Source organism: Sorangium sp. So ce726 (genome assembly GCF_051521405.1).
Lineage (GTDB): Bacteria > Myxococcota_A > Polyangia > Polyangiales > Polyangiaceae > Sorangium.
On sequence record NZ_CP150349.1, the window covers coordinates 9,693,269 to 9,712,164 of the forward strand.

Genomic DNA, 18,896 nt, shown 5'->3' on the forward strand with positions numbered 1-18,896 from the left:
GGCTTCGCGTCCATGCAGCTCGAGCGCGTCGATCCGGTCGCGGCGGCGGACGAGGCCAGCTTCGTCCTGCGCGAGGCGTGGCCGCTGCCGGTCCTTCATTACACGGCCGACTACCTGAGGTGGCAGTTCGGCTTCCCCGGACCGGCGCCGCAGGCCGTGCTCGCGCGCGAGGGCGGCGAGCCGGCCGGCTTCATCGGCGTCGCCCCGCGCCGCTTCCGCTTCCGGGGCGTCACGTCGGAGGGATATGTCCTCTCGTTCGTGAGCGTGCGGCCGAAGTTCCAGGGGCAAGGGCTGGCGAGCCGGCTGTACACAGAGCTCCTCGCCGGCCTCCGGGCGACCGGCCTGCCGATCGCGGTGTTCGTCGAGGCGCGGTCCGCGCCCGCGCAGCGCGTGCTCTTCAAGGCGGTGGCGGCGGTGGGCCTCGAGCTGAAGCAGCTCACCGCGTGCCGGAACCACGGCTTCCTCCCCCGGGCGGGCGCCGCGCCGCCGCGGGCCGTGGCCGCGCCGGCAGGGGCCCTGGAGGACGCGCTCGCCGTGATGGCGGCGTGCGGCGACGAGCGCGTGCTGTGGTCGTCGCCCGACGCGGCCCAGCTCGAGCACGGCCTGCGCGATCCGCGGCCGCGCCGGCTGCTGCTCGTCGAGGAGGCAGGCCAGACCGTCGGCGCCGCCTCGGTGTTCCTGTCGGAGATCGCGACCGCTCGTGGGATCGACCGGGTGGCGACGGTCGACACGCTCTTCCTGCCGGAGCCCACCGCCGATCGGCTCGCGGCCGTGATGCGCGCGGCGTCGGAGGCGTTCGCCGGCGAGGCGACCGCGCCGATGGTGAGCGCGCCGAACCTTGCGATCGTCCCCCAGGACCAGCTCAGGCCGGCCGGCGTGCGCGCGACGGCCGCGATCTTCGACGCGTTCGTGATCCACCCGAAGGGCGGGCCCTGGCTGGACGCCGAGACGACCAACCTCGAGGTCGTCTGACGCGACGGTGCCCCAGGGGCATCCATCTACACCGTAGATGGTTCCCATGATAACAATGCCGATTCACAAGATGGATCGACGGACGCATGCTGAAGCCATGACCAACAACACTTCTTCGATGGTGATCCGGCGCTCTGGCGAGCGCGGCTATGCCGACCACGGGTGGCTGCAGTCGTTCCACACGTTCTCGTTCGCCGACTACCAGGACCCGGAGCACATGGGCTTCCGTGCGCTGCGGGTCATCAACGACGACCGCGTCGCCCCGTCGCGGGGGTTCGGGATGCACCCGCACCAGAACATGGAGATCGTCACCTATGTCCTGGAGGGGGAGCTCGCGCACAAGGACAGCATGGGGAACGGGTCGATCATCCGCCCAGGCGAGGTCCAGCGCATGTCGGCGGGGACGGGCGTGTTCCACAGCGAGCACAACACGTCGAAGGCAGGCGCGACGCACCTGCTTCAGATCTGGATCGTGCCGGATCGGCGCGGGTATTCGCCGAGCTACGAGCAAAAGGCGTTCTCGACGGAAGAGCGCCAGGGCAAGCTGCGGCTCGTCGCCTCGCAGGACGGGCGTGAGGGCTCGGTCACGGTCCACCAGGACGTGAGCCTGTTCGCGGGGCTCTTCGGGCAAGGCGAAGAGGCGCGCTACGAGCTCCCGGCCGGTCGAAACGCCTGGGTCCACGTCGCGCGCGGGAGCGTCGAGCTGAACGGGACGCTCCTCGAGGCCGGCGATGCGGCGGCGATCGGAGCACCCGGCGCGGGAGGAGCAGGTCAGTCGCTCCACCTCGTCGGGAAGGGCGCGGGCGAGGTGCTGCTGTTCGACCTCGCGTGAGGGGCGGCTCTCGCGCTCTCCGCTCGGCCGCGCCCGATGAGTCGAGATCGCGCCCATGATCCACGGCGTCAGGAGAGGCCTGCCGCCTGCAAGGGAGCTCCCTGGGGCAAACAGGCACCTTGCGGGCGGCGGCGCGACACACCGCCATGATCATCATCCCTCTTCGCTCGACCCCCGCAGACGCACCATGTCACCGCCGCGCTGCGAATCCCACGCCAGGAGGCAGCTGAATCTGTGAGTCTCGATCTGGCAAGCTTTGCGTACCTCTCCCGCTTGCTCGTCGGCGGCATCCGCTCCATAGAGATCTCATGGATGCCATCGATCTCCTCGTACGCCATCACCGCGAGCTCGAGCAGCGATTCTCCGAGCTGAAGGAGGCCTCTTCCGTCACCGCAGCGCAGTTCTCCGCTGCCGCCGACCTCCTCGCCACCCACATCACGATCGAAGAGCAGGACTTCTACCCGGCGGTCCGGGCTCGCCGCACCGAGGATATCCTCCTCGAGTCGCTGGAGGAGCACCTGTCCATCAAGCGCGTGCTGGCCGATCTCGTGGCCCTCGACGCCGCGGACGAGACATTCGGGGCCAAGCTCCATGTGCTCGCCGAGCAGCTCGAGCACCACCACAAGGAGGAGGAAGAGCACCTGTTCCCCAAGGTCAGGAAGCTCCTTGACGACGGCGCGCGCGAGGCGCTCGGACAGCAGATGCACGCGAGGATGCGCGCGCTGCAGCAGGGGGAGCCCCGCAGGCTCGTCCTGGGCCAGACCGACGCCGCAGCGCCCCTTCCCTGAACCATGCCCCTCCCGCCCCCTCTCCCCGATGGCCCCGAGCGCCGTGAGCGCCGTGAGCGCCCGGACATGGCGCCCGCACACGCAAGGCCCACGCTAACGAAGCGACGGCTGTTAGAAAAGATACCCTCACGCAACACGCGCGAACCAGAGCCGGACGTAAAAACCTGAGCCGCATGCAGGCGCCAGCGCCACCCTACAAGTCGCCGAAACCCGAGAAATTCGTCGGAGCGAATGCGATTTTTCTAGTAGGAATTTCCCCTACGGTTGTTATTCTAGCCTGCTGCGAGTCTCGTGGCAGTGGTCCGGAATGGCCGCGGGAAGAGAGCATGGTGCGAAGAAGCCGATGGGCAGGGCCCGATGCCGTACGCCAGCTGCTCGGCGCAGCAGGCGCAGCGCGGCGCGCGAGCGATGCCCGACGCTCACCGGGGATCTTCGACGGAGGTAGGAGGTAGGATGACGGCTCGACCTGTACTCTCGATTGACACATCCTTCGATCCGGACAGCGCGTGGTTCGCGGCCGGCCGCACGCAGCTCTACGGGCGTATGGGAGAGCAGTTCTCCATCGTACCGTTCGGACGCGCCAGCGCGGAGCGGAGGCGGATACTCCGCCAGATCGCGCGCGCAGAGGCGTCCGGCAATCCATTCCGGGCGATCGTGGTGTCGTCCCACGGCAAGACGAGCTGCGTTGTCGACGACGAGTCGCCCGACGGCATCCTGCTGTCGCACGAGAGCCCGGCGCAGGAGCTCGAGCTCTGGGCGCGCAATCGCGTGCTCTATTTCTGCTGTGGCGAGACCGCGAACGGCCCGCTGTTCGAGAGGCTCCTCGGCGCGGGGGCGCGGGCGGTGGTCGGCTTCACGGGGAGGCTCGGCGCCGCGACCGTCGACGGCAAGTTCTTCTGGCGGCTGCTCGACCACGAGTTGGTGACCTGCGCGCTGCACGACCAAGAGGTGCCGGGCTTCGAGAGGGCGAGGCAGCAGTTCCTGGAGCGCGTCGCGACGCGGCTCGCGGCGCTCCCCGACGGGGCGGTCCGGGAAGACCTCTCGCGGATGATGGATCTGCTCGTGACGATGGTCATCCGAGGCGGGGAGAAGGGGTAGCGGCGCCGCCCAGGGTCGTCCTGCGCGGGAGGTCTTGCCGAGGCGCCCGGCCCCCGGGGGAGGCGGGTCGTCGCGCGGCGCGGAATCAGGGACGACGTTGCGGGAGCCTCGCTGGGACGCCATCGAAGCGGGTCAGTACAGGAAACACATCCCCGGCTTCTCCTCGCATCTCCCGAGCACGCAGAAGCCCTCGCAATCGGCGTCACTCGAGCACGCCGTGCGGGCGCACGCGCCGGTCGTATCGCACACGTGGTTCTTCGGACAGTCCGCTCCGGCGGCGCACGACCTCGCCCGACACCGATGATCCGGCGCGCACGCCAGCGTCGAAGGGCAGTCGGCGTCCGTCTCGCAGCCGCGGACGCAGGTGTTCCGCAGCTGCAGCTGGATGGCCATGGGGCACGTGAAATGCGGCGACTCGCAGATGATCGGCGCGCCTGCGCCGCCGCCTCCCGCTCCCCCGCCTCCCGCTCCCCCGCCGCCGCTCTGGCCGTCGATGCCGGCGCAGTCCTCGTCGGATCCACACCAGGCACCTCGTACCTCATAACAGACGGCATCGCTGAGCCAGTTGCACGTGTTGTTGTTGCAATCCGACCCGACCCGACACTCGAACTCGCCGAGCGATGCGCCGCCGCTATCTCCAGCGGGCTCGACGTTGCCCCCGCCGCATCCGAGCGAAACACCGAGCACCGTACCGAACATCAATCGATGAAGCCTCGTCCGCATAACATCATGCCTATCAGGCGGCCGCTGTTCTGGAGAAGACGGCGGCACGTTCGCGACGACCGGAGCGCCCCCGTACGCGCTGCGGACCTGAATCAGGGATAGAGTCCCTGGCGCTTGAAACGAGAAACTGCCGCGGCGGCAAGGACGCCAAGAGACCCCGGAAACATCTCTCTTTTTGGCGTCTTCTGGCGTCTTGGCGATCTGTATCCTCCTTGTCCGAGCACCGGTTGACGGTCTGCATCTTTCTCGCCCGAGCGCCGCTCCAGGGCGGCCCTGGTAGGACCGCGCGCGGTCCGGTAGATCCAGGAGAGCGATGCGACACAAGCCCTCGATCGTGCTCTCCTCGGCGGCGCTCCTCCTTGCCGCCATGGCGCGCGACGGCCTCGCCAGCCCGCGCGCGGTCGTGCGCGGGGAGGCGAGCGACGCGTGGTTCATGGACGGCGGGCGCCACGTCGCGGTCGAGCGGCTCGGCCCGACCGCGCTGGGCGCGTCCTCGACGCCGCGCGCGCTCGCGCCGGTGCGGCTCCGCTATCCAGGCGGCCGGACGGTCCAGGCGAGCGTCGGCGCGACCGCGATCGTGGAGGTCGAGCCTGGCGCGCTGGACGCGTTCGACGTGCTCGGCGCCGCAGGCGTGGAGGTGGTGAGGCCGCTGATGCCCTCGATCGGGCTGTGGCTCGTCAGGGACACCGGCGGCGGCGACGGCCTCGACCTCGCCCAGCGCCTCCAGGGCGCGGCGCGGCCGGCCTTCGTGCGCGAGGCGATCCCGGACCTCCACGTGCGCCTCAAGGCGCACGGCGCGCCGTTCGCGCCGGACGACCCGCGCCTGCCCGACCAGTGGTACTTCGACGACCTCCGGATGCAAGAGGCCTGGGGGCGCACGCAGGGAGACGCGGCCACGTCCATCGTCGTCATCGACACCGGCTGCGACCTCGATCACCCCGACCTCGCCGCAAAGATGGATCCAGGCCTGGACGTCATCGACGACGACGACGACCCCACCTACCAGCCGGGCGAGCAGAGCGTGAACCACGGGACGGCCTGCGCGGGCCTGATCGCCGCCGACACCAACAACGGCGTGGGCATCGCAGGCGGCTGCCCCGCCTGCAGGCTGCGGTGCGTGCGGCTGATCGACGACGAGCCGCGGCCGATCTCCGCCTCGGTCGACGCCTTCGAGTTCGCCCTGCAGGTGAACGCCGCCGTCGTGTCGAACAGCTGGGGGTACGCCGAGCCGATGCCCGTCCCCAGGGTGGTCGAGGCCGCGATCAACCGCCTGTTCGACGCCGGGCGCAACGGGAAGGGGGCGCTCGTCCTGTTCGCCGCCGGCAACGACGACCGGGAGATCCTCGACGACGAGCTCCAGGCCGTGCGGGGCGTCCTTGCCGTGGGCGCCGTCAACCACCTGGAGGACGCGACGTCGTTCACGAACCGCGGCAGCTCCATCGATCTCGTCGCGCCCACGGGGACGCTGAGCACCGACATCGCCGGGAGCGAGGGGGACGACGCGAGCGACTACACCGAGCGGTTCGGCGGCACCTCGTCGGCGTGCCCGGTCGCCGCCGGCGTCGCAGGGCTGCTGGTGAGCGCCGCGCCGGAGCGGACCGCGGGCGAGCTCTACGACGTCATGATCCGGACGGCGCGGCTGGCGCCCTACGCGGTCCCCGACGAGAGCGGGCACGATCCCATCTTCGGGCACGGGATCATCGACCCTGTCGCGGCGCTCAAGGACGTGCTCGGGGACGAGCCGCCGCCGCTCTCGGGAGGTGGCGAGGGCGCCGACGACCAGCACGCCGGCTGCGCGTGCGCTTCGGCCGGCGCAGGCTCAGGCGAGCAGCGAGGGCTTGCGCCGGCGGCGCTCCTCAGCCTGGCCGCGGCGGCTCGCCGGCGCGGCGCGGCCCGCGCGCGCCGCCGCGGGTGACGTCACGCTCCGGACGGCCGCCCGGCCCGGAGCGCGTCCCGCTGCGCGAGGAGCCACGCGCGCGCCTCGCCTTCCGTCTCGAAGAACGCGATGGGGTGCGAGCGCTGCGCGAGGAGGTTCATGCTCTTGAAGATGAGCGTCCCGATGACGCGGAGGGAGAAGCTCGCTCCGAAGAGCGCGACCGCATCGAGGCGCGCCGAGCTCAGCCCTTCCGCGAACGCCTTGCGTGCCGGAGGTGAGATCGCCCCGTTGCCGCGCGCATCGGAGAGCACCAGGACGTCGCGACCGCTGTCCCTCAGGCGCTGGCACGCCGCGGTGATCGAGCGCGCCATCGGCTCCGAAATATCGCCCACGACCGTGATGAACAAGACGCCGTCGGGCTCTTCGCGGAGGTCGAGGCGCGCGCCCTCCGGTCGGGGATCGCTCATGCGCCCCGCCGCCGCGTGGCCCGGAGCGCATCCCGCTGGGTGAGCAGCCATGCGCGCGCCTCGCCTTCCGTCTCGAAGAACTCGACCGGGTAGGATTGCCTCGACAGGAGCTGCACGCTCTTCGCGGCGAGCGTGGAGACGACACGCACGGCGAAGCTCGCGCCGAACAGCGCGATCGCGTCGAAGCGCACGCCGCGGAGCTCCTCCGCCATCACCTTGCGCGCCGACGCCGAGATGGTCCCGGTGCGGCGCGCATCGGAGAGCACGAGGACCGCGCGGCCGCTCTCCGACATGCGCCTGCACGCGGCAGAGATCGCGCGCGCAGTGTCGTCCGAGATATCGCCCTCGATGGCGGTGCACAGGATCCCTTCGGCGTCCTCGCGGAGGGCCGCGCTTGCGTCGTCGATGCGGGGGTCGCTCATGGCGTTGCACGGTAGCTCGTTTGCGCGGCGGTACGACGTTCGCTCGATCACGGACGCCACCGGCGCGACGACCGGCGGAGCGAGCGATCGAGCGTGTGGATCGCTGCTCGGGGCGTGCGCGTGCGTCGGATCGTCCGCGCGCCATGCGAGCGCGTCCGTCACGGCTCGCGCGCCCGCCAGCGGGGACGCTGGAGCGCCGCGGCGACGCATGAAACGTCGAGCATGGAAGATGCGAAGAAGACGCACATCCTGCCCCCGCGGGCGCGTCGCGGAGGGTGACGTCACGCCTGGATCCGCCGCCTGGCCCGGAGCGCTCCCCGCTGCGCGACGAGCCACGCGCGCGCTTCGGCCTCCGTCTCGAAGAACACGAGCAGAGGGAACCGTTTTGTGAGGAGGTTGATGCTCTTCATGATGAGCGTCGCCATGACGCGGATGGAGAAGCCCGCTCCGAAGACCGCGATCCCATCGAGGCGCGCCGAGCGCAGCCCATCCAGGTACACCTTGCGCGCCGCCGGCGTGACCGCCCCGCAGCGACGCGCGTCGGCGAGCACCAGGACGTCGCGGCCGCTGTCCGTCAGGCGCTGGAAGGCGTCCACGAGCGCGCGCGCGTTGTCCTCCTGGACATCGCCGTCGGTCGCGATGACCAGGAGGCCATCGGGCTCTTCGCGGAGCTCGAAGCGCGCGCCCGCCGGACGGGGATCGCTCATGTGAGGCATGGTAGCCCATCCCCGCGACGCGCGTCGTGCGCGCCGGCGCTGCGCCGAGGGCGCGCGCGTCGGAGGGCGGCAGGCGTTATGCGCCCTGCCGCTGCGTGGCCCGGAGCGCGTCTCGCTGGGCGAGCAGCCACGCGCGCGCCTCGTCCTCCGTGTCGAAGAACGCCAGCGGATAGACCTCGCCCGTGAAGAATTGCACGCTCCTCGAGGCGAGCGTGGTCACGACGCGCACGGAGAAGCTCGCCCCGAAGATCGCGACCCCGCTGAAGCGCACGCCCCGCAGCTCTTCCGCCAGCGCGCTGCGCGCCGCCGCCGTCAGGGTCCCGACGCGGCGGGCGTCGGAGAGCACGAAGACCTCGCGGCCGCTCTCCGACACGCGCCTGAACACAGCGCAGAGAGAGCGCGCGATCTCGTCCGAGATATCGCCCTCGATGGCGAAACAAAGAATGCCGTCGGCGTCCTCGCGGAGGAAAGGGCATGCGTCCTCGGAACGGGGCTCGCTCATCTCCTGCAGGCTAGCGCATCCGGCTCGCGGCACGACGAGCGCCCGCCGGCCCGGCGCGGGAGAGCGCTCGCCGGGTGACGCGCCTCACCGAGCGCCGCTCCGCGCACCGCCGCCGAGCGGGTCGCCCGGCGCGTGAGCCCCCGCTCAGCGCCTGCGCCGCCGCGCGGCCAGCGCGAGCAGCGAGGCGCCCAGCGCGCAGCCGAAGGACGCGGCGGAGCTCGCGGCCGCGGCGGCCGGCGCCACGACGCGGCAGCCGCACCCGCCGTCGTCGACGCCGCCCGCTGCGCCCTCGGCCGGCGCCTCGCCGCCAGCGCCGCCGCCACCGCCGCCGGCGCCCTCCGCGGCGGCCCGGCACGCGGCGACCTCGTCCGGCGTGCCGATGCACAGCGTCGGCTTGCGCGAGTCGCCTTCTTGCAGGCCGTTCACCACGATGACGGCGAGATCATCGGCGTCCGCCGTGTCGACCAGCGCCGCGCCGGAGGCGACGTCGCCGGCGCGCACCACCTCGCCGTACACGCGGCCGCGCCGCGGCGCGAGCAGCAGCGCGAGGCCGGAGAGCTGCGCCGGATCGTCCGCGGGCGCCGCGAGCGCGGCCGTCATGGTCGCGCGCCCGGCGGGGGAGACGCTGAAGTACTGCGCCGACGCATGGAAGACGCGCAGCCCGTCCGCGTGGGGCGCGGCGACCTGCTCCGGGGCGAGCCCGCGGTAGCCGGACCCGGCGGCGTAGGAGCGCTCGGGATCCGCGGCGGATCCGGTGAGCAGGTTCCAGGCGGCGAACTCCACGAACGCCTCGGCGAACGTCGTCTGCGCCTGCGACGAGAGCAAGGGGTCGAGCTGCTCGAACCACACCGGATCGGCCTCGCCGTTCGCGCCGTCCTCGAGGCGCTCCCAGAGCGCGCGGATCGTGCCGTCTCCGAAGCGCTCCTCGAGGAACTGGAAGAAGAGCGCGCTCCCGTAGCTGAAGGGGTCCACAGGGCCGGTGAAGGGCACGTCGAGCGACCGATCCGTGTTCGCGAGGTAGCCGTCGACGAAGCCCTCGAAGTCCTTCAGCGAGGGGTCGAACGACTCGGTCGCCCAGACCGCGGTCCCCTCCGTGACCAGCGTGTCCTGGCCGTGGTCGTAGCCCGCCTGCACCGCGTGGAAGAACTCGTGGCTCCCGAGGATCCGGTTCGCCGTCAGCGTCGACGGATAACCGTAGCCGCTGTAGTCGTTCTCCTGGGTCATGAAGCCGGCGCAGCGGTCCCCGGCGTCCTCGGCGCAGGCGTCGACGCGGAACGCCCCGTCGCCGACGCCGGCGAAGTCGACGAGGTAGACGTCGAAGCGGCCGTCGCCGCCGTTGTCGGGCAGGTCCTCGTCGCTCCTCGGCGGCCGGAAGCCGAGGACGTCTCGGTAGTGGGCGATGACCTCGTCGTAGACGGCGGCGACCTCTTCGACGAAGTCGGGGACGCCCGTCGCGTCGTCGTCCTCGGCGGGCACGGCGCAGCGCCCCTCGCGCGCGAAATGCACGAGGAAGCTCCCGGACGCCGACGCGAAGGTCTCGACGACGTCGTCCGGATCGAACCGGAACTGGAGGCTCGTGCCGCGCGAGTCGGGCCGCTCGAGCGGCGCCGCGGCGGGCCCGTCGAGCGGCGCCGCGGCCGTGTCGTCGGCGCCGCAGCCCGCGAGCGCCGGCGCGAGCGAGGCAGTGAGCACGGCCGCCGCGCGGCCCAGGCGGCGCCACGGGGCCGCGGCGCGGCCCAGGCGGCGCCACGGGGCCGCGGCGCGGGCCAGGCCGCTGCGCCATGCGGGCACCGCGCCGGCGGTCCGCGTCACGGCAGGAACGCCCACCGGACCTGGAAGTTGGCGGAGCCGGTGTCCTCCATCGGGACCATGCCGGTCTCCTGGCACTCCGCCTGCGTCTGCTCGTTGTAGAAGTGCGTGACGGTCAGCTTGAGCCTCCGGCCGTCGGCGAGCTGGAGCACGTAGACAAGGCCGGTCATCTTCACGCACCCGGGGTAGGTCCAGTAGCCAGAGAGCGCCGTCGCCGGGGAGTCCAGCCCGGAGCCGTCGGGGATGAGCTCGCAGCTCTCGGTGAAATACTCGTCGCTGCGGAGCCTCAGCTCGCCGGGCGCCTCGGTGATCCCATCGTAGTCCGGGGTGCCCGGGAGCCGCGCCGCCGTGACGCAGGACGGCCCGGAATGGCCGCTGTTGATGCGGACGATGTAGCGCCGGAAGGCGATGTCCCAGTCCATGGACTGGAGCGCTGCCTCGTCGGAGATCTCGACCTTCTCGAGGCCGGCGTCCGTGAACCGAGCATAGACGTAGGCGTCGGGCTCCGAAGCGAAGGGGCCGCCCGCGGTGGCGTCGACGAGGGAGCGGATGCCGGCGCCGTCCTGCTCGTTGACGATCTCCCCGGCCCCCACGACGTCCTGGAGGTTCATCTGCTGGAAGACCTCGTCCTCGCAGGGCACCGGCACGGGCTCCGAGCAGACAGGCCCGCCAGGGGTCCCGCCGCCCTCCGCGCCGCCGTCTCCCCCACCGCCAGAGCCGCTCGGATCGTCGGAGCCGCAGGCGCACAGGACAAGGAAGGCGAGGCCGGCGGCGACGAGGGGAGACGCAGTCGAGGAGCGCATGGGCGACATGGTAACAAAAAGTCGGAGCCGGCGTGCCCGCTAGGGCGCACCGCTGCGCTGGTAGAGCCACCAGTCTCCGACGTGGTCGACGGCGACGATGCTCGGGTCCTTCGCGAAGAGGTGGTTTGCCCCCGCTCGCCGGCGAACGAGGAACCAGTCGAAGAAGGCGCCGTGGCGGCGCACGTCGAATTTTTCCGGCGTCCACTCCCACCGGAGCGGCGTGGGCGGCGGGACGACGGCGCCCGGCTCCTCGCGGGGCCTGTAGGCGACGGGCGAGGCATCCCAGACGGCGAAGTGGAAGCTGAGCCAGCCGCCTCGCGTGGCCTGCACCCAGGCGGGGAGATGGATGAACGGCGTCGTTGTCCGGGTCGAGCCGCCGTGATCGAAGACGAGGTAGAGCAGCCTCGGCGCCTGCGGGATGCGGGCGATGATGGCGTCGAAGTCCCGCGTGCTCTGGTCGAATCGCCGGTAGTTGTCGCGGACCACGGCGCCGAGGGAGACCGCGGCGGCCGACAGCGCGAGCACGGCCGGCACCTTGAGCCAGGGTGATCGCGGCAGGTCCGGGAAGGCGCCGAGGGCCAGGAACAGCGCGGCGACGATCTCGCGCGGGTAGACGTACCACCAGAGGCCGATCTGCAGCGGCAGGCTCAGGAACAGGCCCAGGAACACGATCGCGCAGGCGACCGGGACGAGAGCGGCGAGGCGCGCGAACGACCACCGCGGCGCGTCCGCCGCGGGCGAGAGCGCCGCGTCGACGCCGGTGTCGGTGCGGGCGGGCGAGGGCGCCGCATCGGCGCTGGCGCCGGCGCCTGTGGGTGAGCGCGCCGCCTCAGCGCTGGCGCTGGCGAGCCGTGCGGCGGCGCCGGCGGCGCAAACGAGCAGCGCGGCGAGCACGAAGCGCGCTGCCCTTCCGGCCGCCGCCGCCTCGGCGGGGTCAGTGAAGCTCGTGAAGAGGAGCGACGAGACCTCGCCGAGCCGCTCCCAGTGGAGCGCGGGCGTGATGGGCGCCGCGTGCAGGGTGTCGGTCCGGACCGCGAGCCACGCCGCGAAGAGGGCCAGCGATGGAGCGAGCGGGAGCGCGATGGGGCGGAGCCGCCGCGTCGCCGGGAACACGACGATCGCGGTGCCGACCACGGCGGCGAGCGCGAACGGGAAGCGGAAGATGTGCGTGAAGAACAGCGCGACGAGCGCGAGCGCGAGCGCGACCTGCCGGCCGCGCGAGGGGCGATCGAGGAGCAGGAGCGTCAGGCCGACGACCATCGCGAAGAGGCCGAGGGCGCCCATGTGATTGAGGAAGCCCCAGTGGGTGAGGTTGCACCAGACGAGGAGCAGTCCGAGGACGCCGAGGAGCGGGCTCCGCTTGAGGCCGTGAAAGAGGACGGCGAGGCCCGCGGGCAGGAGCGCGAGCATCGCCGCCGCCGCGACCTTCACCGCGGCCACGGGAGGGAGGACGAGCATCAGCAGGGCGCCGAGCGCGTACATGGACATGTACGGGACGGCGAGCGGCTGGAGCGTGAACTGCTCACGGAAGTGCCACGCCGGGTCGAGGTAGTGCCTGAACGCCGCCGTCTCGGCCGCGTGGAACGGGAGATCGGTCATCGGCGGATAGCGGACGACCGCGAGCGGGACGGCGATCACATAGACGGACGCGGCGACGACGACGAGGGCGAGCGCCGCGCTGAACGGCGCGCGGCGCGCAGCGCGCGGTCGACACGCGCCGCGGCGGAGCAGGCCGGCGAGCGCGTGGACCGCGGAGCTCGCGCGTCGGCGGATCGGGCCGGAGAGCGCGCGGCGCGCGGGAGCGGGCGCGGCCAGAGGCTCCGCCGGAGGGGACGGGGTACCCAAGGTGGCGGGAAGCTACCATCTCGGAACCGAGCCGAGACCTCGGATGCCCGCCGGGAGAGGTCGCGATGTGCCGGCTCCCCCTCCCGAGGGGGGTTCGGTCGATCTGGAACCGACAATGGGGCCTCGAATGCCCGCCGGGAGAGGTCGCGATGTGCCGGCTCCCCCTCCCGAGGGGGTTCGGTCGATCTGGAACCGGTCCGAGGGCCTCGGATGCCTGCGCGCAGAGGTCGCGATATGCCGGCTCCACCTCGGCGACGCCAGCGCCGCGACGCCAACGCCGCCGCGCGGCCCTTGCGGCCACCCGGCTCCGGGACGCAAGCTGCGCGCATGGCACGCCGCTTCAACACGGCCGGCCCCTGCCGCCCCGATTTGCACTACATGATCCCGGCCGAACGGCGCCTGCCCGAGGCGCCTGGCCTGGTGGAGCAAGGCGCCTATTTCGTGGTCCACGCGCCACGGCAAACGGGGAAGACCACGGCGCTCCGCGCGCTCGCCGATCAGCTCACCGCCTCCGGCCGCTGGGCGGCGTTGCACTTCTCCTGCGAGGCGGGTGAGGCGGCAGGCGACGACTACGGCGCGGCCGAGCGCATCCTGCTCAGCTCGATCCGGGCGCGCGCCGAGCTCACCCTCCCGCCCGCCCTGCATCCGCCTGCCTTCCCCGACGCCCCGGAGGGCAACCGCATCGAGATCGCGCTGCGTGCCTGGGCCCGCGCCTGCCCGCGACCGCTGGCGCTGCTCTTCGACGAGATCGACGCCCTGCGAGGCCAGAGCCTCCTCAGCGTGCTGCGCCAGCTGCGCGCCGGCTTTCCCGATCGCCCCGCCGACTTTCCCGCCGCGGTCGCGCTCTGCGGGCTGCGCGACGTGCGCGAGTACAAGGCGGCAAGCGGCGGCGACCCGGGCCGCCTCGGCACGGCCAGCCCGTTCAACATCAAGCTGAAGTCGCTCAAGCTCGGCGATTTCGACCCGGACGAGGTGCGCGAGCTCTATGCCCAGCACACGGCCGACACCGGCCAGCTCTTCACCGAGGAAGCGGTCGAGCGGGCCATCGCGCTCACGGCCGGGCAGCCGTGGCTCGTCAACGCGCTCGCCCGAGAGATCGTGGAGGAGCTCGCGGTGCCAGCGAGCGAGCCGATCACCGCGGCGCACGTCGAGACGGCCAAGGAACGCCTCATCCTGGCGCGCGCCACCCACCTCGACTCGCTCGTCGCCCGTCTGCACGAGCCGCGCGTCCGGCGCGTGCTCGAGCCGATCCTCTCGGGCACGCTCGCGATCGTCGGCGACGCCTACCAGGACGATCTCCAGTACGCCCGCGATCTCGGGCTGATCGCGCCGGACAACCCCGCGCGCATCGCGAACCCGATCTACCGCGAGGTCATCGCCCGCGTGCTCGCCGGCGACGTGGAGCCCGTCATCCTGGCCGAGCCGAGGAGCTTCGTGCTGCCCGACGGCCAGCTCGACGTCGCGCGCCTGCTCCGGGAGTTCGCCGCCTTCTGGAGGGAGCACGGCGAGGCGCTCTCCGGCAACCTCGGCTACCACGAGGTCGCGCCGCAGCTCGTGCTGATGGCCTTCCTGCAGCGGGTGGTGAACGGCGGCGGGCTGATCGAGCGGGAGTACGGCCTCGGCCGGGGGAGGATCGACCTCCTGGTCCGATGGCCCTACCGCGCGCCGGACGGGTCACGCGCCGTGCAGCGCGCGGCGCTGGAGCTCAAGGTCTGGCGCGAGGGAGAGAACGACCCCACGCCGAAGGGGCTCGCGCAGCTCGACGCCTACCTCGCCCAGCTCGGCCTCGACGAGGGCGTGCTCGTGCTGTTCGACCGCCGCGGCGCAGCGGGCGACGTCGATGCGCGCACGCGGATCGAGGAGGCCCGGACGCCATCGGGTCGGCGGGTGACGCTGCTCCGGGCCTGAACGGCCGCGGGACGCGCGTGGCTCACGGCGCCCCGGGTCCCTTGCCCCTCGCCCCCGCGGCGCTCGCGATCTGGGCCTCGAGCGCCGCCACACGCTCCAGCGCAGCCTCCTTCGCCGCGCGCTCAGCCTCCTTCGCCGCGCGCTCAGCCTCCTTCGCCGCGCGCTCCGCCTCCGCGGCGGTCGGGAAGAGCTCCTCACCCTCGGGCCCCGTGGCCAGCCGGAGGCGCGCCTCCTCGCCGGCGCCGATCACCCGCAGCCAGCAGCCGAGCACGCGCGCGTGGATCCGGTCGACGTTCGTCGTCTCCACCCGGACGAAGCCGCGCGTCTTCAGCCTCCGGTAGCGCTGCCACCGCACCCGATCGCGGCCCCGCTCCCAGTCGGGATCGAAGATCACGAGCTCCTTCACCCCGAGCTCCCGGTAGCGCTCGGGCGCGTCCACGTAGTCCTTGTAAGGCTCGTCGGACGAGACGACCTCGAGCGCGAAGCTCGGGGCGATGCCCGTCTCCCACACCTTCCAGCTCCGCACGCGCCGGCCCGGCGGCACGCCAGGAAGCACGTACACGTCCGGGGCCACGACCTTGGAAGGATCGAACTGCCGATAATAGATGAACTGGTCCGCCCCAACGAACCTCGGCCGACCGAGCGCCTCGTACCAGCGCTCGATGAGAGGACGGAGGAGCTCCACGATCCACGTCTGAAGGGAGTCCTCCCCCATCTTCTTCTCCACGGGATAGAACGTCGGATCACGCTCCTTGCCGTCACGGTGCGCCCGCCGATGGACCTGCCTGTGCGCCTCGGTCGACATGCCCCATCCTACCCGACCGGGGCGCGCGCATCGACCCGCGCCGCAGCGGCGCGCGGCGCCCGCGCCTCCGCGCTGCACCTGCCCGCGCGGCGCCGCCGACGAGATAGGCTGCGCCCACGTTGCTGCCCCCGCGCCTCGCCCCCCATCCGACCGACCTGCGCGGCCTCCCCGCCGCGTCCCGCCGCGAGGCCCGCGCGGCGCTCGCCGTCACCGCGCTCGCCACGGCGTGGTTCGCGCTCGCGGCGGCGTGGGAGATGTTCGGACCCGTCCTCGCCGGACATTACGCGTCGTCGGCGAGCGTCGGGATCATCGCGGAGAACATGCTCCGCTGGCAGATCCCCGGACCCGTGTGGGAGTACACAGCGAGCCGGCCGGCGCCCGGGATGTACTACTGCCACCACCCGTGGGGGATCTTCTGGACGACGGCCGCGTTCATGAAGGTCCTTGGGCGGCACGACGTCATCTGCCGCCTGCCCGCCGTCCTGCTGAGCGCCGCGACGCCGCCCCTGCTCTACGCCCTCGGCCGGAGCATCTACCGCCCCGCCGCAGGGGCCGCGGCGGCGGCGTCGTTCGTCGTCCTGCCGATCACGCTGTCGTTCGCGAACTTCAACGCGCTCGAGGTCCCGGTCATGGCCTGGACGCTGCTCGGGCTCTTCGGCTACGTCCGCCTGGTACAGACATCCAGGCGCCGCTACCTCGCGGTGAGCGCGCTCGGGCTCGCGCTCGGGATGCACGCCGACTGGCCCGCGTTCGTGCTCACGGGCGGGCTGCTCGCGTTCGGCGCGATCCGGGCCTACCTGCTCCCGAGGCGCGTCTTCGGCCCGCTCCCCGAGCGGCGCTACGCCGCGTGGTGGGTGCTCACCGCCTCGATCGCCGCGCTGACCGCCGCGCTCTACCTGGCCCTCTTCCAGCATGCCGGCAAGCTCGGCGACCTCCTGACGAGCTACGGGCTCCGCTCCTCGGGGAACGCCGAGCCGCTCAGCAAGGTGCTCGAGAGCCGGCGGTACTGGCTCGAGCTCTCGTTCACGCCGATCGCCATCGCCGCCGGAAAGCTGGCCGCGATCGTCTGCGCGGCGCGGCTCGCCCTGCTCCGGCGCGAGCACGACGCGCTGCCGCTGCTCTACCTCGCGACCGCGGCGGTGCAGTACGTCGTCTTCCGGCAAGGCGCCGACATCCACATCTTCTGGCCGCACTACTTCGCGGCCTACTTCGCCCTCGCCGCCGCCGCCCTCGTCGACACCGGCGCGGCGCTCCTGGAGCGCACCGCCGCCGCGCGGCGGGCCGCCCGGGTCGCGACGCCCTCGGCCGGGGCGGCGCTCGACGCACCGCCAGGGGGGCCTGCGCTCGCGGCGCTCGCGCTGTGGCTCGTGCCGCTCGCCGCCATCCTGCGCGACGGGCTCCCGGCGCTGCGTTATGCGCGCGAGACAGGCGGGCGCTTCAACGAGCGGGGGCACCTCATCGACTCCGACGGGGCGAAGACGGCGTTCCTGCGATGGCTCGCGCCGAGGCTGCCGGGGACACCGACCGACGCGCCCGTCGCGATGCACGAGAGCATGAAGGCCACCTGGGCCCAGGTCTGGGCGCTCGGCGGGCGCGTCGTGGCGCCCAACCGACCCCCGCCGAAGGAAGCATCGCCGCGCGGCGCCTACCTCGTCGACACGCGCTTCATGCTCGACCGGGATCAGGCGAGCCTCGCGCAGCGCTTCGACGTGACGGCGGTGGGCCCGTTCTGGACGCTCGGCGCAGGCGGCGGGGCGCGCACGCTCTCGGCAAGCGGCGCCAGCGGCATCGAGGCGTTCTCGTTCCGCGAGCGAGAGCCGGGGCTCCTCGCCTGGTACCTCGTCTCGGGCACCGAGCCCGAGCGCGAGATCGTGCCGGATCCGTTCCTCACGTGGGAGCTCCGCGCGCACTTCGGACAGCCGGCGGAGCCGCCGGCCGCGCCGCCGGAGACGCTGGAGCAGAAGCGGATCGCGCACAACATGGCGCTGGCCGCGGGCGACGGCGCGCGCGCGGCGGCGCTCCTCGCGGAGATCAGCGCCGCGCTCGCGCCGATCGGGGCGCGGTTCGACGACGGCACGGAGCTGCTCGGGACGACGTTCCACGAAGGAGCCTGCTCGCTCCTCACGATCTTCGTGCGCGCGGGGGGCCCGGCGGCGAGCGACGTGACGCTCGCGGTGCGGTCCCGGGTCGTCGAGCGCGCCCCGCTGTCCACGACGATGGCGGACCCGGTCGTCCGCGAGGTCGGACTGCCGACGGCGATCTCACCGCAGCGCTGGAGGACGGGCTTCCTCTATGCCGATCCGGTGCCGATCCGGAAGCGGCCAGGGACGGAGGTGTTCTGGGCGTCCCTGACGGCGCGCGAGCGCGGCCGCGGGCCGAAGCTCGTGGATCGCGGCGGAGCGTCGGAGGTCGAGGTCCTGCGGCTGCGCTGAGCGGGCGCGCGCCGCTATCCCCGTGGACAAGGCCCCGCGTTCGGGTTTTACCTTCGGGCATGAGCTCTCGCCGAACAGGGTTGGTTCTGATCCTCGCGCTCGCGGCGGGCTGCGGCGCCCCGCCGCCAGCCGCCCAGTCGCCGGCGCAGCCCGCGCCGGAGGGGCCGACCGGCTCGACGTCCCCGGAGCCGAAGACCTCGGCCCCCCCGGAGCCGGATGGCGCGGCGCCCCCGCCGGACGCGCAGGCCCCCGCGGCGGCCACGCCGGTCGAGAGGCCCCCGCCGCCGCCGGCCGCCTCGAGACAGGACGGCAGCGTGAGGCCCGGCCAGGCCACCGCGACCGGCACGCTGGGGGGCAACATCTCCGAGATGCAGGTCCGCGACGTCGTGGAGAAGCACGGCGAGCTGTTCGACGAGTGCTACAAGATCGGCGTCAAGAGCTCGCCGAAGTTCACGGGGAAGGTGACCGTCAAGGCGACGATCGGTCCGACCGGCAAGGTGAACAAGGCGGACGTGGTGAGGTCGACCGCGAAGAATCAGCAGGTCGATCGCTGCGTGGCCGATACGTTCGAGAAGATGCAGTTCCCCACGCCGCAAGGCGGGGTGACGACCGTCATCACCTTTCCCATCGAGTTCAGCGGCGTCGAGCTCGTGCAACCCTGAGGTGCGCTCAGGCCGCGCCACGCCTCGCTGAGGTGCCCGGCCCCTCCCAGGGTCCCTCCTAGGCGTTAACCAACGCTTCGCGCCGCGTTCTCCTACAGCCGAACGTTTACGTGAACGTGGACGTTGGTGACCGCCCTCTCCGTGGCCGAGTCGGGCTTGGAGTTCACCAGGCTTCACGATCCGACGTCACACCAAGAGGCCATGACACACACACTGTCGACCAAAGTGTCTGTCAT

At 72.4% G+C, this 18,896-nt stretch carries 17 protein-coding genes; 8 read left to right on the forward strand and 9 right to left on the reverse strand.

All coding sequences use genetic code 11. From position 1 onward, the window contains the following. The first annotated feature begins 12 nt into the window (after positions 1 to 12). The 4 genes from WME79_RS36025 (at position 13) to WME79_RS36040 (ending at position 3,690) form a co-directional block, all read left to right on the forward strand. On the forward strand, positions 13 to 972 hold the full coding sequence (locus tag WME79_RS36025) for a GNAT family N-acetyltransferase (protein WP_437524350.1): 960 nt from the start codon (positions 13 to 15) through the stop codon (positions 970 to 972). 118 nt (positions 973 to 1,090) lie between these two features. After that, on the forward strand, positions 1,091 to 1,804 hold the full coding sequence (locus tag WME79_RS36030) for a pirin family protein (protein WP_437540008.1): 714 nt from the start codon (positions 1,091 to 1,093) through the stop codon (positions 1,802 to 1,804). Positions 1,805 to 2,112: 308 nt separating this feature from the next. Beyond that, positions 2,113 to 2,592, forward strand: coding sequence for a hemerythrin domain-containing protein (locus WME79_RS36035; protein ID WP_437524352.1), 480 nt, complete (start codon positions 2,113 to 2,115; stop codon positions 2,590 to 2,592). Positions 2,593 to 3,045: 453 nt separating this feature from the next. Then, positions 3,046 to 3,690 carry a hypothetical protein gene (locus tag WME79_RS36040; protein ID WP_437524355.1) on the forward strand — a complete coding sequence of 215 codons (645 nt, stop codon included), beginning with the start codon at positions 3,046 to 3,048 and terminating at the stop codon, positions 3,688 to 3,690. A gap of 132 nt (positions 3,691 to 3,822) precedes the next feature. Here the strand turns inward: WME79_RS36040 and WME79_RS36045 are convergent, their stop codons facing one another. Further along, the gene (locus WME79_RS36045) at positions 3,823 to 4,389 is read right to left on the reverse strand and encodes a hypothetical protein (RefSeq protein WP_437524357.1); all 567 of its coding nucleotides are present in this window, start codon (positions 4,387 to 4,389) and stop codon (positions 3,823 to 3,825) included. A gap of 337 nt (positions 4,390 to 4,726) precedes the next feature. Here WME79_RS36045 and WME79_RS36050 point away from each other — a divergent pair, with 337 nt between their 5' ends. Next, entirely contained in the window at positions 4,727 to 6,328 is a 1,602-nt protein-coding gene (locus WME79_RS36050) for a S8 family peptidase (protein ID WP_437524360.1), read from the forward strand. A 2-nt stretch (positions 6,329 to 6,330) separates the two neighbouring features. On the opposite strand, the gene WME79_RS36055 is transcribed toward WME79_RS36050, so the two are convergent. From WME79_RS36055 to WME79_RS36085, 7 genes are all read right to left on the reverse strand, one after another. After that, positions 6,331 to 6,756: an STAS/SEC14 domain-containing protein gene (locus WME79_RS36055; RefSeq protein WP_437524363.1), complete on the reverse strand. Its 426-nt coding sequence runs from the start codon at positions 6,754 to 6,756 to the stop codon at positions 6,331 to 6,333. Continuing rightward, on the reverse strand, positions 6,753 to 7,178 hold the full coding sequence (locus tag WME79_RS36060) for an STAS/SEC14 domain-containing protein (RefSeq protein ID WP_437524366.1): 426 nt from the start codon (positions 7,176 to 7,178) through the stop codon (positions 6,753 to 6,755). Before WME79_RS36060 ends, WME79_RS36055 begins: the two co-directional genes overlap by 4 nt. Before the next feature lie 281 nt (positions 7,179 to 7,459). Then, positions 7,460 to 7,885, reverse strand: coding sequence for an STAS/SEC14 domain-containing protein (locus WME79_RS36065; protein WP_437524369.1), 426 nt, complete (start codon positions 7,883 to 7,885; stop codon positions 7,460 to 7,462). An 85-nt stretch (positions 7,886 to 7,970) separates the two neighbouring features. Next, positions 7,971 to 8,396: an STAS/SEC14 domain-containing protein gene (locus WME79_RS36070; protein WP_437524371.1), complete on the reverse strand. Its 426-nt coding sequence runs from the start codon at positions 8,394 to 8,396 to the stop codon at positions 7,971 to 7,973. Positions 8,397 to 8,540: 144 nt separating this feature from the next. Next, a complete protein-coding gene (locus WME79_RS36075) occupies positions 8,541 to 10,208 on the reverse strand; it encodes an MXAN_6640 family putative metalloprotease (RefSeq protein ID WP_437524373.1) in 1,668 nt (555 codons plus the stop codon). Beyond that, positions 10,205 to 11,008 (reverse strand): HmuY family protein, encoded by an 804-nt coding sequence (locus WME79_RS36080; protein WP_437524376.1) that lies wholly within the window; start codon positions 11,006 to 11,008, stop codon positions 10,205 to 10,207. The genes WME79_RS36075 and WME79_RS36080 overlap by 4 nt, the downstream gene beginning before the upstream one ends. 39 nt (positions 11,009 to 11,047) lie before the next feature. Next, a complete protein-coding gene (locus tag WME79_RS36085) occupies positions 11,048 to 12,853 on the reverse strand; it encodes a hypothetical protein (protein WP_437524379.1) in 1,806 nt (601 codons plus the stop codon). Positions 12,854 to 13,180: 327 nt separating this feature from the next. Here WME79_RS36085 and WME79_RS36090 point away from each other — a divergent pair, with 327 nt between their 5' ends. After that, the gene (locus WME79_RS36090; RefSeq protein ID WP_437524382.1) at positions 13,181 to 14,761 is read left to right on the forward strand and encodes an ATP-binding protein; all 1,581 of its coding nucleotides are present in this window, start codon (positions 13,181 to 13,183) and stop codon (positions 14,759 to 14,761) included. Between the two features lie 22 nt (positions 14,762 to 14,783). Here the strand turns inward: WME79_RS36090 and WME79_RS36095 are convergent, their stop codons facing one another. Beyond that, positions 14,784 to 15,566, reverse strand: coding sequence for a Uma2 family endonuclease (locus tag WME79_RS36095; RefSeq protein ID WP_437524385.1), 783 nt, complete (start codon positions 15,564 to 15,566; stop codon positions 14,784 to 14,786). 119 nt (positions 15,567 to 15,685) lie between these two features. On the opposite strand from WME79_RS36095, the gene WME79_RS36100 reads away from it, so the two are divergent. Both WME79_RS36100 and WME79_RS36105 read left to right on the forward strand, forming a co-directional pair. After that, positions 15,686 to 17,998, forward strand: a complete 2,313-nt coding sequence (locus WME79_RS36100; RefSeq protein ID WP_437524388.1) for an ArnT family glycosyltransferase — start codon at positions 15,686 to 15,688, stop codon at positions 17,996 to 17,998. A gap of 59 nt (positions 17,999 to 18,057) precedes the next feature. Further along, complete coding sequence (locus WME79_RS36105) at positions 18,058 to 18,660, forward strand: TonB family protein (RefSeq protein ID WP_437524391.1); 603 nt, start codon at positions 18,058 to 18,060, stop codon at positions 18,658 to 18,660. Positions 18,661 to 18,896: the final 236 nt, after the last annotated feature.

What these genes read in the sequence shown, in the direction of transcription:
- WME79_RS36025 (WP_437524350.1), top strand. Translation starts at nt 13, where the DNA reads ATGCAGCTCGAGCGCGTCGATCCGGTCGCGGCGGCGGACGAGGCCAGC.
- WME79_RS36030 (WP_437540008.1), top strand. Translation starts at nt 1,091, where the DNA reads ATGGTGATCCGGCGCTCTGGCGAGCGCGGCTATGCCGACCACGGGTGG.
- WME79_RS36035 (WP_437524352.1), top strand. Translation starts at nt 2,113, where the DNA reads ATGGATGCCATCGATCTCCTCGTACGCCATCACCGCGAGCTCGAGCAG.
- WME79_RS36040 (WP_437524355.1), top strand. Translation starts at nt 3,046, where the DNA reads ATGACGGCTCGACCTGTACTCTCGATTGACACATCCTTCGATCCGGAC.
- WME79_RS36045 (WP_437524357.1), bottom strand. Translation starts at nt 4,389, where the DNA reads ATGTTCGGTACGGTGCTCGGTGTTTCGCTCGGATGCGGCGGGGGCAAC.
- WME79_RS36050 (WP_437524360.1), top strand. Translation starts at nt 4,727, where the DNA reads ATGCGACACAAGCCCTCGATCGTGCTCTCCTCGGCGGCGCTCCTCCTT.
- WME79_RS36055 (WP_437524363.1), bottom strand. Translation starts at nt 6,756, where the DNA reads ATGAGCGATCCCCGACCGGAGGGCGCGCGCCTCGACCTCCGCGAAGAG.
- WME79_RS36060 (WP_437524366.1), bottom strand. Translation starts at nt 7,178, where the DNA reads ATGAGCGACCCCCGCATCGACGACGCAAGCGCGGCCCTCCGCGAGGAC.
- WME79_RS36065 (WP_437524369.1), bottom strand. Translation starts at nt 7,885, where the DNA reads ATGAGCGATCCCCGTCCGGCGGGCGCGCGCTTCGAGCTCCGCGAAGAG.
- WME79_RS36070 (WP_437524371.1), bottom strand. Translation starts at nt 8,396, where the DNA reads ATGAGCGAGCCCCGTTCCGAGGACGCATGCCCTTTCCTCCGCGAGGAC.
- WME79_RS36080 (WP_437524376.1), bottom strand. Translation starts at nt 11,008, where the DNA reads ATGCGCTCCTCGACTGCGTCTCCCCTCGTCGCCGCCGGCCTCGCCTTC.
- WME79_RS36090 (WP_437524382.1), top strand. Translation starts at nt 13,181, where the DNA reads ATGGCACGCCGCTTCAACACGGCCGGCCCCTGCCGCCCCGATTTGCAC.
- WME79_RS36095 (WP_437524385.1), bottom strand. Translation starts at nt 15,566, where the DNA reads ATGTCGACCGAGGCGCACAGGCAGGTCCATCGGCGGGCGCACCGTGAC.
- WME79_RS36105 (WP_437524391.1), top strand. Translation starts at nt 18,058, where the DNA reads ATGAGCTCTCGCCGAACAGGGTTGGTTCTGATCCTCGCGCTCGCGGCG.